Origin of the sequence: Frankia sp. CcI156 (assembly GCF_001983015.1) — a bacterium.
GTDB lineage: Bacteria > Actinomycetota > Actinomycetes > Frankiales > Frankiaceae > Frankia > Frankia casuarinae.
Map to the genome: position 1 here is coordinate 94730 of NZ_MOMD01000011.1, position 13165 is coordinate 107894.

A 13165-nucleotide genomic window follows, 5' to 3' on the forward strand; every position below is an offset into this window, starting at 1 on the left:
TCACGCCCGGCGACATCGAACGTCACCGCCCGGGACCACCTTGCCCGCCTTCGCGGCCCGGGTCCGCAGCAGCTCGCGGACGCGCTCCGCCGGCAGCGGAGGCGAGATCGCCTCTCCCTGCAGCAGATCGCAGCYGAAGTCGACCATCATCGTCAGGGTCCGTTCGTCCTCGATGCCCTCACCGACGACCCGCAGCCCCAGGCGATGTCCCAGATCGAGCACGGAACGCACGATCGCGGCGTCGGGCAGRCTCCCCCGGACGTCCGTGACGAACCCCCGGTCGATCTTGACCTCGTCAAACGGCAACGTCTTGAGGATCTCCATCGAGCTATACCCGGTGCCGAAGTCGTCGAGGGAGAGCGCCACGCCGTGGGAGCGCAACTGACCCAGCATCGTCGCCGCACGCGCGGGCTGGGTGACCAGGGCGCTCTCGGTGATCTCCAGGGTGAGGACGTCGGGGGCCAGCCGGTGCGCGGCGATCGAGTCCGAGACCACCCGGGGAAGATCGTCGATCACCAGCATCCGGGGGGAGAGATTGACCGACACCGGCAGGTGCAGGCCCCCCGCGTCCCAGGCGGCACACTGCCGCAGTGCCTCGTCGAGAACCCACCGGGTCAGGTCCGCGATCAGGGGGGACCGCTCGGCGATCGGCAGGAACTCGCCGGGGGGGAGCAGCCCACGGCTCGGATGTCGCCACCGCAGCAACGCCTCGGCACCGACGATCCCACCGGTCCGAGCTGACTGGACCGGCTGGTAGTACAGGACGAGCTCGTCGCGGCCGATCGCGGCGCGCAACTGGGCGTTCAACGCGATCTCCTCGGGCCGCACCCCGGCGATGCCGGCATCCCACAGGCCCACGCTCTCCCCGACCCGCTTGGCCCGCAGCAGGGCCGCATCGGCGCAGCTCATCAGGGTGGCCATGGTCGCGCCGTCGCGGGGGGCCACCGCGATGCCCACCGAGGCGTCCACCTCGACGTCGACCCCGCAGACCTGAAAGGGCCCCTGGATCTGGCGGAGGACCCGCCGGCCCAKGGTGCGCCGCCGCCCGGCGGCTATGGCCGCGGGCAGGGGGCCGCGGACGGCCGGCGCGCCCGACGGGCCGAGCGAGACAGGTGAAGCAGATGAGGTGGATGAGGGGGGCGAGGCAGATGAGACGGATGAAGCGGGCGGCGCCGGGATGATCTCGGGCCCGCGGAACACCAGCGCGAACTCGTCCCCGCCGGCCCGACCGACGAACACCGGCCTCGGGGTCAGGGTCGGCAACGTCTCAGCGATCATCCTCAGCAGCTGGTCGCCGCCGAGGTGACCGAGCGCATCGTTGACCTCGTGAAACCGGTTGAGGTCCACCAGGACGAGGACAGCCTCGTTCCCCGCGGCATTGATCTTCGCAACGGCGGACTGCCCGATTTCCATCGTCCCGCCCCGGTTGGCCAGGCGGGTGAGGGGATCGGAACGGTTCTGCAGCAGGCCCTCACGGAACAGGGCCTTCGCCACCGCGCCCACGAGCATGACGGCGGCGATGGTGGAGAACATGGGCGCGGCGGCCTCGGCCAGTCCGCCGTGGGCGGTGACGCCGGCGACGACGGCAGCGCAGACGGCCGCGGTGCCGGCGACGGCCCAGCCGACGGGGACCAGGGCGGCATAGGCGCACAGCACCGGGAACCAGGTCAGGTATGTGTCCGCGTTCCGGCCGGGCGCCGCGCTCGCCAGCGCGAAGGCGAGCGCGGCGGCGAGCGAGGCGACGGCGAYGGGCGGAATCCAGCGCCCTCTCGGGTTGGCCACCAGCCCGACGACGGCGTTACCGACCGCGACCACCAGACCCAGCCAGTTTCCCCAGCGCAGATAACCCGGGGAGCCCGGAATGCACCCGGCGAGCAGGAARAGCACCGCCGCGATCGCAGGGGTGACCACGAGAAAACGCCGACGGCCGGCGAACGTACGCCCGCTGATCAAAAACCGCTTCCTCCCGCACTGACCCGCGATGAGCCCGACCGAACGGACCGAGCGGATCAGGCGGACCGAACAGGGACGAACCGCACCGAACGGGACGTCGCTCCGGGTGTCGCAACGACCCCGCATCCGAGAGATCACGGTGCACGACGGCGACAGGGCCGGGTCAGGCTTCCTTCCAACATAGCCGTCGATCCGGCGTGACCGACATCATAGCCAGCAGCTTCCCGACACCGATGCAATTTCACGGTTCGGTACAATTCCTCGACTGATACCGGAGACGACGGAAAATCCGGGAAGCCAGCGGAGTAATTCGGCACAAAAATGACATCCGGGTACAGGAACGCTCGGTAACAGGAACACTCAGTAACAGGAACACTCAGTGCGCCGCGTCGTCCCAGGTGCAGCCGGCGCCGACGCTCACGTCGAGCGGCACCGACATGGTGTACGCGGAGGTCATCTCGGCCCGGACCAGCCGCTCGACCGCATCGTGCTCGCCGGGCGCGATCTCGAGGACGAGTTCGTCGTGCACCTGGAGCAGCAGCCGGGAGGCGTACCCCCCGGCACACAGCGCCCGGTCGACCCCCAACATCGCAATCTTGATGATGTCCGCGGCGGAACCCTGGATCGGCGCGTTCAACGCCATCCGCTCGGCCATCTGCCGCCGCTGGGAGTTGTCGCTGGTCAGATCGGGCAGGTAGCGACGGCGGCCGAGGATCGTCTCGGTGTAGCCGTCCTTGCGGGCCCGTTCCACGACCCCACGCAGGAAGTCGCGGACCCCGCCGAACCGGGMGAAGTAGGCGTCCATGTGCTCCCGGGCCTCGTCCGGCGCGATGCCGAGCTGCCCGGCGAGGCCGAACGCGGACAACCCGTAGGCCAGGCCGTACGACATCGCCTTGATCCGCCGGCGCAGCTCCGGGTCGACCTCGGAGACCGGCAGGCCGAACGCCTCGGCGGCCACGAAGGTGTGCAGGTCCTCGCCGGAGCCGAACGCCTCGATGAGGCCCTCGTCACCCGAAAGATGAGCCATGATCCGCATCTCGATCTGCGAGTAGTCCGCCGTCAGCAGCGTCTCGTAGCCCGCGCCGACGACGAAGGCCCGGCGGATCTGGCGCCCCTCGGCCGTCCGGATCGGGRTGTTCTGCAGGTTCGGGTCCGCGGAGGAAAGCCGGCCGGTCGCGGCGATCGTCTGGTTGAACGTGGTGTGGATGCGCCCAATATCGTCGATCATGGGGATCAGCKAGTCGACGACCGTCTTGAGGCGGGCCACGTCGCGGTGCCGCAGCAGCACCGGCAGGAGCGGATGGTCGGACTGGACCRCCAGCCAGGCGAGGGCGTCGGCGTCCGTGGTGTAACCGGTCTTGATCTTCTTGGTCTTGGGCAGGCCCAGCTCGTCGAAGAGGATCTGCTGCAGCTGCTTGGGGGAGCCCAGGTTGAACGGCCGGCCGACGATCTCGTGGGCCTGCGCGGCGACCGCGCTGACCTCGCCGCCGTAGTGCTTCTGCAGCTCGGTCAGGTGCTCGGAGTCCACGGCGATGCCGGCCCGCTCCATGCCGGCCAGGACCGTGACCAGCGGGAGTTCGATGTCCCGCAGCAGGGTGGCGGCGGAGCGGCGTTCGAGGTCCGCGTCGAGGGCGTCGGCGAGCTCGAGGCAGGCCCGGGCCCGCACGGCGTCCGCGTGCGCCTGGTCGGCCTCGCCGGAGCCGTCGAGGGTCAGCTGCTGGCCGCCCGGGACGGGGTCGGCGGACAGGTCGCGATGCAGGTACCGGGCGACGAGATCGGCCAGGTCGAAGGACCGCTGGCCGGGCAGAGCCAGATAGGCCGCGAGCGCGGTGTCGCTGGTGACGCCGGCGAGCGGCAGGTCAAGCTCGGTCAGGGCCAGCATCGGCCCCTTCACGTCGTGGGCGGCCTTCGGCTGGTTCGGATCGGCGAGCCAGGCGCCCAGCGCCGCCACGTCCGCGGGGGTGAGCAGCGTCGGGTCGATCCAGGCCGCGGCACCGCCGGCCGCGGCCAGCGCGAGACCGGCGAGCACACCGGTGCCGCGCCCCCAGGTGCCCCGGGCGTGCAGGCCGGTACGGCCGACCCTGTGGGCGTGCTCGGCGAGCCACCGGGCCACCTCGCCCGGCCCGAGCACGGTCAGCTCGATCTCGAACCCCTCGTCGGCGGGAGGCGGCGCGATCGCGAGGGCCGCGTAGAGCCGCTCCCGCAGCACCCGGAATTGCAGCGTGTCGAACAGCTGGTGGACGGCCTCCCGGTCCCAGGGCCGCATCCGCAGGCCGGCGGGGACGACGTCGAGCGGCACGTCACGGGACAGCTCCGTCAGGGAACGGTTGCGGATGACCTCGGACAGGTGGGCGCGCAGCGACGCCCCGGTCTTCCCGCCGATCTCGTCGGCATGGTCGACCAGTTCGGCCAGCGAGCCGAACTGCTGGATCCACTTGGTGGCGGTCTTCTCCCCCACCCCCGGCACCGACGGCAGGTTGTCGGAGGGATCCCCGCGCAGGGCCGCGAAGTCCGGGTACTGCACTGGGGACAGGCCGTACTTCGCCTGCACCTCGTCGGGGGTGAAGCGGACCATGTCACTGATGCCCTTGCGGGTCATCAGCACCGTCACCCGCTCGTCGACCAGCTGCAGCGCGTCACGGTCACCCGTGACGACCAGCACGTCCATCCCCTCGGCCGCGCCCAGGGTCGCGAGCGTGGCGATCACGTCGTCGGCCTCGTATCCCGGCGCGCTGACCCCCGGYACCGCGAGGGCGTCGCACACCTGGTGGATGAGGCTGACCTGGCCGACGAAGTCGGCCGGGGTCTCGCCCCGACCGGCCTTGTACTCGGCGTACTGGGTGTGCCGGAAGGTCGGGGTCGGCAGGTCCCACGCCACGGCGACATGGGTCGGCCGCTCGTCGCGCAGGACGTTGATGAGCATGGAGGTGAATCCGTACACCGCGTTCGTCGGCTGGCCCGTGGTGGTGGAGAAGTTCTCCACCGGCAGCGCGTAGAAGGCACGGTAGGCCAGCGAGTGCCCATCAAGCAGCAACAACCGGGGCGTTGCCGGGGTCGACTTCGCGGGGCTCGATGGCGCGGGACTCGGCGAGGACACGGCCGGRCCGGCCGCAGTGGCCGCAGTGGCCCCAGTGGCCCCAGTGGCCCCAGTGGCGGACGCTGCCGAGCGGCTCCCGGACGGAGACGAGGTGGGGGACGAAGTGGTGACGGACACGCGGCGAGTTTAGGCCGTGGGTCGGACAGTTTCGCCGCGAGCGGGCGGACCGATGCGTCGACCACGTCGCTCCGCCGGCCGGGCAGGTCCGCCGGTTACGGTCTGACGAGGGAGCTGACCGGGCCGAGCACGGCCCGTTTCCCGGCCCGGACCTCGTACACGTAGACCGTCGAGCCCTCGACCTCACCATTCTTCCGGAATCTGATGCGCTTGGTGACGCCAGGAATGTCGACCGAGCCGAACCGGGCGAGCACGGCCTCCCGCGTCGCGCCGCTACCGAGCCGGCGCAGCACCTCGATGACGGCGTTCGTGGCGTCATAAGCCTCGCCGGAATAGGTTCCAGGCCGCGCGTCGGCGTTGATCGTCTTGTAGTCGGCGACGAACCCCGCCGCCGCGGGATCGCTGTTCGGGTCACCGCAGGGGCAGGTCAGCAGCGTTCCCTCGGCGTTGCCGGCACCGGCCTGGTGGATGAGTTGGTCGTCGTTCGCGCCGTCGCCGCTGACGACCTTCCCGGTGTACCCCTTGCTGCGCAGCGCCCTGGTCAGCAACGCGAGTTCCGCATAGTAGCCAGAATAGTACACGGCGTCCGGATTCTCGGCGAGGATCTTCGTGGCCTGGGACGTGTAGTCCTTCGTCGGATTGATGCCGTCGTGGATCACGCGGATGCCACGGCCGGTCAGGGCCTTCTCGAGCGCTCCGGACAAGCCGGTGCCGTATTCGCTCCGGTCGTCGAGAGAGTAGACCTTGTCCGCCTTCACGACCTTGGCAAGGTATTCCGCGGCGGCGGATCCCTGCACGGTGTCCGGTGCGATGACCCGGTAGAAGCTGGTGAACCCGAGATCGGTGAGCGCCGGATTGGTGGCCGACGGGCTGACCGACAGCAGCCCGGCCCCGCTGTAGAGCGGCTCACTCGACTTCGTCGGTCCGGAGAAGACGGGGCCGACGACGCCGATGACCTCCGGATTGTCGATCAGTTTCTGCGCGGCGGTGGGCCCCTGCTCGGCCATACCCTGATCGTCCGAGGCGACCAGGCGCAGCCTGAACGGCAGATCCTTGCGCCGGTTCGCTAGCTCGACAGCGGTCAGCACCCCGTCGTAGGCGTTGATGCCGAGCTGCTGGTTGTCGCCGGAGAGCGGCCCCTGAAAACCGATGGCGTATTCCTTTTTCCCGTCGTCACCGGACGAACCACCGCCGCAGCCGGCAAGGACGGCCGCGGCTGTCAGCACACCCACGGATCCGAGGGCCCCCCACCGCGTCACGCTCGGTCGGGGCACGCCCCCTCGCCGTCCAGGACCCGTCATGACACGCCCTCCCACAGCACATCGCTGCCGCTACCGACACCCTCGGCGTCAGGACCCGGTCCGCCACCGCATCATCGGCAACCGATCGACAGCGGATAGTGACGAAAACGTAACCTTCGGAGGAGTGGAAGGGAAGCGCAACGTGAGCGTGTCGTAACTTGAAGGGGGTTTCGCCGGTGAGTCCGAAAGCAAACGACCCGATCGGAGAAGCGAACGACCCGGCAGAACCCGCAACGGCCCGGTCGGAGGATGTCGGTTGYCGCAGCCGCCGCAGCCATTACGGCAGCCGCCGACACGTCACCGCCGGTCGGTCAGTTCTCCGTCTTCAACGGGACGAATCTGCCGCCGAGTACCGTGTAGAGCACGACCGTGGGCGATCGGGTGTCCCCCCAGCGGTCGAAGGCGACGGAGCCGGTGATCCCCGCGAACGAGCCGCTTCCGATCGCCGTCACGAGGTCGTGTCTGGTGGCCGCGTCCACGGTCGTCCGGCCCGGCAGCACCGTGGCCGCTGCGCGGATGATCGCCCTGGCGGCGTCGTACGCATAGGCCGCGACCGCGGGGATGGCCTCGGCCCGCCGCAGCTCCAGCTCCGCGGCGGGGTCGTTCACCCCGGACGTACCGCGGGTACCGGCGGCCGGGGGCCCGTGGGGCCCCTCCTCCAGGCCCGGCCCCGGTGCCGATACCGGTGCCGAGGTGCCGTGGACCACCCTCGGGGTGGTGGTGGCGCCCCGGCCGGGCGAGGCGGTCTCCGCTGGATCCTCCTGGCTCCGCAGGTCCGCAGGGTCCTCCTGGCCCCGCGGGCCCAGAGTCCCACTCGACCGCCCACTCGCGCCAGGCGATTCCACGCCGCCCGAGGCCCCGGGACGGGTACTGCCCTCGTCATCCGCCGGTCCCCCGAAACGGTCGGAGTAGTCCGCGACGAAGGCACCCGAGGACGGCAGCCGGGTCGGCGGGACCAGCGGACCGATGATCAGATCGCCGTCGGCTGCCGACCTCGCCTCGTCGGTGTAGCGGGGCTGGAGCAACGCGTCCGAACCCACTACCTGGATCGACGTCCCCGCGTCGGCGAGCCGGGCCCGCAGTTTCCCGGCGAAGGCCGCACCCGTCGAGACGTAGACCAGATCGGGGGCGTCCTCCTCGATCGCCCGCGCGGTGTCGGCGATCTCGGATCCGTCCGCTTCGTCCCCCCGGACCTGGTACACCGATGTCACCGACGCGCCGAGAGCGGCGGCGCGCGCCGCGAAGCGGGCGCCCAGGGTCGTGCCGTATCTCGGTTCGCCGTCAACGACGACGATACGCCTGCGGCCGAGCGTCCTGACCGCGTACTCGGCTGCGACCCGGGCCTGGCGCTCGTCCGTTCCGGCCAGGCGGAAGTAGGACGGGAAGGGCCGGGTGCGCGGCCGGGAACCGGAGTCGGTCAGCGTCGGGTCCGCGTTCGACGGGGAGACGACGGGGATGCCAGCGGCGCTCAGCGTGGGCAGGGACACCTTCGCTACGAGTGAGCTCAGCGGCCCGACCACGCCGATGACATGATTGTTCGCCACGAAGGCGTCCACGGCCTGCGCTCCCCCGTCCGGACGGGACAGGTCGTCGTGGGCGGACAGCTCGATGCGCCAGCCCGGGACGGCCCCGGACTTGTTGGCCTCGTCGACCGCGAGCGCGACGGCGTTGCGCGCGCTCACCCCGTCCGTGGAGAGATCCCCGGACAGCGGCGCCATCACACCGAGGGTGGCGACCCGGGTGACGCCGGTGGCGGCTCTGGCGCCAGCGCCGCCACCGGCGTCATCGCCTGCGCCGAGGCTGGCGGCCAGCGTGAGCCCCAGGACCGAGGGCACCGCGAGGACCAGGACGGCGAGAGCCGCAAGCGCCACGCGTCCGCGACCGGTGCGCGATCTGGCCCGGGTCCACCGCCCGATCGAACCGGTCATCGACGCGAGAGACGTCCGCGACGAATCGCTCACCCGGCCTCCGGGATCACGGACACGAAGGTCACGGACGCGAAGGTCACGGACACGGAGGTCACGAGCCCGGCAACGCCTCACCCGACAGCACGGCCTCGGCGACCGCCCGCATCGTCCGGCGCTGGTTCATCGAGGTGCGCTGGATCCAGCGGAAGGCATCCGGCTCGGTCATGCCGTGCTCGGTCTGCAGCACGCCCTTGGCCCGCTCGATGATCTTCCTGGCCTCCAGGCGCCCCTGCAGGTCCTCCACCTCGGCCTCAAGGCTCACGATCTCGGTGAAGCGGCTCATCGCCATCTCGATCGTGGGCAGCAGGTCCTTCTTCTGGAACGGCTTGACCACGTAGGCCATGGCGCCGGCCTCACGGGCACGTTCCACCAGCTCCCGCTGKCTGAAGGCGGTGAGGATGACGACGGGAGCGATACGGTCCTTGGCGATCTTCGCACCGGCCTCGATGCCGTCCATCCTCGGCATCTTCACATCGAGGATGCACAGGTCGGGGCGGAGCTTGCCGGCGAGGTTGACGGCCATCTCGCCGTCGCCCGCCTCCCCGACCACCTCATAGCCCTCCTCCTGGAGCATCTCCCTGAGGTCGAGCCGGATCAGCGCTTCGTCCTCGGCGATCAGAACCCGGCGCGGGTTCGAGGAGGGGTGGCTCATCGAGTCGGACTCCTGGTCTCGGAGGTGCGTCCCTAGTGTGGCAGGACGGACGATCGGGGGGCCGTCCCGCCCCGGACACGGAGGGCGGGAGGTCGAAACGCACCCTACCCGGATAGAGTCTTCAAGGAGCGGTTCCGGCCAGGTTCGACGGCGATCTCCTCGCCCTCGTCCCGCCCGGTTCCTCCGCCCGTTCCACTTGCGCCAACTCGCCCCTGTTCCGTCTGATCCAACACGCTCCACCCGCCGGCCCCGGTACTCCAACGGCAGAGAGACGGTGCTCAAACCACCGACAGTGTGGGTTCGAATCCCACCCGGGGTACCAGATAGATCGTTTTCGAACCTTGGTCACGGTCAAGCCTTGGCCACGACCAAGATCCCCAACAGGGTCCAGATCGTGGCCGAGGCTTGTGTCCGCGGCCAGACCGGGCTTGTCACTGTCCCAGCCCGGCTCATGCCCGGCGCGGCCACCACCCCCGGCCACCGCCCGCCGAAACGCCTCTCCTGTCAGCGTGGCGTAGGGCTCGCGGAGGCGTACGCCGGTTACGACCGCCTCGTCCTCTTCGACCTCTGCCAAGAGCTTCGTGAAGAAAGCCTGGTTACTCATGCGCTGCACCTGCGGTCCGGACAGCTGGTACAGCTCGCCGCACCCGCCGACGAGTGTCAAGCTCCGTCCGCAGMCCCGCGCGGATTTTCTCCTGTTCATCCTCGTTAAGACGCACGCCAGCATAGAAACGCTCAACGGGCGCTTCCTGCCGACACCGTCGACGAAGGCGCGTCAGTGGTGGTGGCCGTGCCGACCGAGGGTCTCCACGGGGGTCGCGCCGGGGCGGGTCCACTGCGGCACGGGGCGGCTGGTCGGGCCCCAGGTGGCGTTCCCGTCCGCGTCCGAGCGCCAGAACCAGCACGAGCTGCGCCCCTCGGGCCAGGCCTCGGGGTTGTCCTCCCATGCCTCGCCGCGGCCGTAGGGCGTCATGTCGAGCAGGCCGAGGGACCCGTTGACCGGCTCGTTGCCACGGCCCGTCGTGGAGTAGGTGAGGAACACGCGGTCGCCGTCGCGCAGGAAGCAGGTGATGTAACCCATGCTGCCGCCGACCGGCCCGTCCACGTCGCGCACCGAGTACCAGGGCTGGGTGTAGCCCATGAACTCAACGTAGGAGGCCACCTCGTCCCAACGGCCCGTGGTCAGGATGGCGAACGAGACGCCGCGGGCGTTGAGGTAGACGGCGTCCTTCAGGTGCCAGGCCGTAGTGGTGCAGCCCTCGCACTGCCCCTGGTGCGGCGCGCCGTCATACCACATGTGCTTGTAGACCACTAGCTCGTCGCGGCCCTGGAACAAGTCCAGGAACGGGACCGGGCCGTCGGGCCCGACGACCTCGACCGTCCCGTCGAGCTCCACCATCGGCAGCCGGCGGCGGGCCGCGGCGAGGGCGTCGCCCTCGCGGGTGTGGGCCTTCTCGCGGACCAGAAGCTCGTCACGGGCGGTCTGCCAGGCAGTCAGGTCAACGACGGGCGGGCGGCCAGGCAGCGCTGTGGCCGGGCCGTCCGGTGTGGTCGTCATGGTCTCCTCCGTGGTGTCTCGTGCCGGGCGGCGTCCTACGACGTCCTACGACGGTCGCCAGAACAGACTCGCGACCCGGCCGGAACGCATCGCGGCAGGGGGCGGCGCGGAACGTGCTTTGGCAACTGGCAAACTGAGGATCGAGCAACGGCGCCGTGAGGAGGCAGGGTGACCGCGAATACCGGCGGGGGACCACTTTCCCATCTGCCCGTCGCAGGCGCGGACGTCGAGATCTGGGGGATCAACGACTTCCTCGCTGCCGACGAGCGGCGCCCGACCAGTTTCATCACCAATTTCGGTAACTGGCAGGTGCCCGACCCGGTCGCTGCTGCCCTCGCGTCGAGGGTCGCGCACCTGGAATGGTTCCACGACACGGGGGAACTAGTCGCGATCGGTGACGTTCCCCATCGAGGGGCGGCGACCGTCGAGATCCCGCGCGTCGAAGGAGCGGTCGGGGAGCTGGCTGACATGGTCGCCGGTCCGTTCGGCAGCGGCGGCATATCGTTCCGGACCGCCGACGGCGCGGTTCGCGAGTTCCCCGAGATGGTTGTCTCCGAAGGCACCCGCGTCGCGGTGCTGGCGGTCATCAAACAGGGCCCGCGGGTGCACGGGGTGCTGTGGGACTGGCACCGCTGGCACCGTCGCCCCGAAGGATGGGCCTGGCTGGAAGAGCGCCTGCTCAGCACCCGCCGCACGACAGGCGGCAACGACTGATCAGGGACCGGGACAGTTAACCGGTCGCTGCGGCGTGCCTTCTGCTCCTCTCACTCCTCGGGCACGGGCGGACGGCCGTGACGGCGTGGTGGGTGCGCGCGGAACAGGACGATCTGCGTAGCCGTAGGCGGAATCGCTCCAGCCGGGCACACGTTTGATCAGGCGCTCACTGTATGGGCATCGACGCGGACCGTGAAGGATGTCCGCGATCCTGCTCAGTCCCACCGCCGCGCTATGACCGGTTGGGCGAGGCCACCGGGCATCAGTGCTCTGCTTGGCCGGGACCTTCGCACCGGTGGATGCTGCCCCCGCTGGGGACCACTGAGGAGCACAAGGCGTGGAGGCCCGGGCCGGATCTTGGCCGGTCACGGCGAAGAGGAGACGAAGGGAACTATGCGGATGCTGCCTCCCGCGACGCGGCGGCAACGTCGGCTCCCGAGGCAGCGGCAACGTCGGATCCCGAGGCGGCGGYGTTTGCGGGTCATCGCCGTAAGTGAATCCGAGGAGGCATTTCGCCATGCGGGTTGTTGTTGTGTACGAGTCGATGTTCGGGAACACGAGGCAGATTGGCCAGGCGATTGCGGATGGCATCGGCCCGCTCCATGAGGTAGTCGTCATCCCGGTGCGTGACGCAAATCCTGAGGTGATCAGCGGTGCCGACGTCGTCGTCGTGGGCGGTCCCACGCATGTGCACGGCATGAGCCGTCCGGCCAGCCGTACGTCGGCCGGCGAGATCGCTCGGAAGCCACCGAGCGGTGTGGCGCTCGAGCCCGGCGCAGAAGGCCCCGGACTGCGGGAATGGTTCGCCCGCTGCGGCGTGATCGAGGGGTATGCGGCAGCGTTCGATACGCGCGCACACGGGCCCTCGATCTTGACTGGCCGGGCGTCAAAGCGCATTCACCGGCTGCTGCGCCGGCACGGAGCGCGACAGGTTTGCCCGCCGGAGAGCTTCTTCGTGACGAAGGACAACGCACTCGCACCAGGGGAGATYGACCGCGCGCGCCGGTGGGGCGAACACCTGTCGCACGTGGCCACAGAGCCGGCGAGGACCGAGTTTCCGGTCTGACCGGAGCCATGGATCAACGGCGAGYGGTAGTGGTCGAGCGGTTCGCGGTCACCGGCGTACAGCCCTCGGCCCGCCCGGGCGTTGCGCGTAAGCATTCAGGCATCTTGTAGATCTTGTTATGGGTAGGCACGTCTGGATGTCTGGATGTTGCGCGGCCTGACGGGTTCAGACCTGCCCTGGCCCGGATGGTGTGCTACGGCTTGCGGGCAACGCCGCCGTAGATGCTGACCCGCGCGTCGGTCAGCTCCTCGACGGCGCTGMCGTCGGCCCGCCAGCGGTGAACGACCTGAACCCCGGGGTCGACCAGCTCCAACCCGTCGAAGAAACGTTCGACTTCGGATCGGCTGCGGGGCTGCACCGACATCCCCTTCTGCCGGTAGGCTTCCGCCGCCCGTTCCGCGTCCGGATCATAATCTCCGGTGCCGTGGGTGAGGACAAGATAGCTCCCCGACGGCAACGCGTCGAGGAGCCGACGCACGATCMCGTAGGGATCATCCGCGTCGGGGATGAAATGGAAGATCGCGACGACGGACAGGGCGATCGGCCGAGTGAGGTCAAGAGTGCTGTGCAGCTGCGGGGCAGCGCGGATCCCGTCAGGGTCGCGCAGGTCGGCGTCGAGGTAGGCGGTGCGCCCCTGCGGGGTGCTGGTCAGCAACGCGCGGGCGTGGGTGAGCACGATCGGGTCGTAGGTTGTCGGGTAGTGTGCACGGTGCAGGGGGTCGTGACCAGCGCCGACAGTG

General features: G+C 69.9%; 8 protein-coding genes, 1 tRNA gene and 1 pseudogene. 3 read left to right on the plus strand and 7 right to left on the minus strand.

Annotated elements, in window-relative coordinates:
* The 5 genes from CcI156_RS04890 to CcI156_RS04910 all read right to left on the minus strand — a co-directional run bounded on the left by CcI156_RS04890 (position 1) and on the right by CcI156_RS04910 (position 9087).
* Positions 1–2079 (minus strand): bifunctional diguanylate cyclase/phosphodiesterase, encoded by a 2079-nt coding sequence (locus CcI156_RS04890; protein ID WP_076804444.1) that lies wholly within the window; start codon positions 2077–2079, stop codon positions 1–3.
* Between the two features lie 250 nt (positions 2080–2329).
* A complete protein-coding gene (gene polA, locus CcI156_RS04895) occupies positions 2330–5050 on the minus strand; it encodes a DNA polymerase I (RefSeq protein WP_076804446.1) in 2721 nt (906 codons plus the stop codon).
* Positions 5051–5262: 212 nt separating this feature from the next.
* On the minus strand, positions 5263–6468 hold the full coding sequence (locus CcI156_RS04900) for a branched-chain amino acid ABC transporter substrate-binding protein (protein ID WP_011436059.1): 1206 nt from the start codon (positions 6466–6468) through the stop codon (positions 5263–5265).
* Between the two features lie 311 nt (positions 6469–6779).
* Complete coding sequence (locus CcI156_RS04905) at positions 6780–8396, minus strand: branched-chain amino acid ABC transporter substrate-binding protein (protein ID WP_035909012.1); 1617 nt, start codon at positions 8394–8396, stop codon at positions 6780–6782.
* A 91-nt stretch (positions 8397–8487) separates the two neighbouring features.
* Positions 8488–9087: an ANTAR domain-containing response regulator gene (locus tag CcI156_RS04910; protein ID WP_076804448.1), complete on the minus strand. Its 600-nt coding sequence runs from the start codon at positions 9085–9087 to the stop codon at positions 8488–8490.
* A gap of 246 nt (positions 9088–9333) precedes the next feature.
* Between CcI156_RS04910 and CcI156_RS04915 the strand changes: the two genes are divergently transcribed.
* A tRNA-Leu gene (locus CcI156_RS04915) sits at positions 9334–9409 on the plus strand.
* Positions 9410–9862: 453 nt separating this feature from the next.
* On the opposite strand, the gene CcI156_RS04920 is transcribed toward CcI156_RS04915, so the two are convergent.
* A complete protein-coding gene (locus CcI156_RS04920; protein WP_011436056.1) occupies positions 9863–10645 on the minus strand; it encodes a DUF899 domain-containing protein in 783 nt (260 codons plus the stop codon).
* A 168-nt stretch (positions 10646–10813) separates the two neighbouring features.
* On the opposite strand from CcI156_RS04920, the gene CcI156_RS04925 reads away from it, so the two are divergent.
* Both CcI156_RS04925 and CcI156_RS04930 read left to right on the plus strand, forming a co-directional pair.
* Positions 10814–11359: a hypothetical protein gene (locus CcI156_RS04925; protein ID WP_011436055.1), complete on the plus strand. Its 546-nt coding sequence runs from the start codon at positions 10814–10816 to the stop codon at positions 11357–11359.
* Between the two features lie 517 nt (positions 11360–11876).
* Positions 11877–12425 carry a flavodoxin family protein gene (locus CcI156_RS04930; RefSeq protein WP_011436054.1) on the plus strand — a complete coding sequence of 183 codons (549 nt, stop codon included), beginning with the start codon at positions 11877–11879 and terminating at the stop codon, positions 12423–12425.
* 193 nt (positions 12426–12618) lie between these two features.
* On the opposite strand, the pseudogene CcI156_RS04935 reads toward CcI156_RS04930, so the two are convergent.
* Positions 12619–13110: pseudogene (locus CcI156_RS04935) on the minus strand (SAM-dependent methyltransferase); the annotation flags it as partial.
* Between the last annotated feature and the right edge of the window lie 55 nt (positions 13111–13165).

Bases quoted from the DNA above. Each gene is read 5' to 3' on its own strand.
- CcI156_RS04920 (WP_011436056.1), bottom strand. From the start codon at position 10,645: ATGACGACCACACCGGACGGCCCGGCCACAGCGCTGCCTGGCCGCCCG.
- CcI156_RS04900 (WP_011436059.1), bottom strand. From the start codon at position 6,468: ATGACGGGTCCTGGACGGCGAGGGGGCGTGCCCCGACCGAGCGTGACG.
- CcI156_RS04905 (WP_035909012.1), bottom strand. From the start codon at position 8,396: ATGACCGGTTCGATCGGGCGGTGGACCCGGGCCAGATCGCGCACCGGT.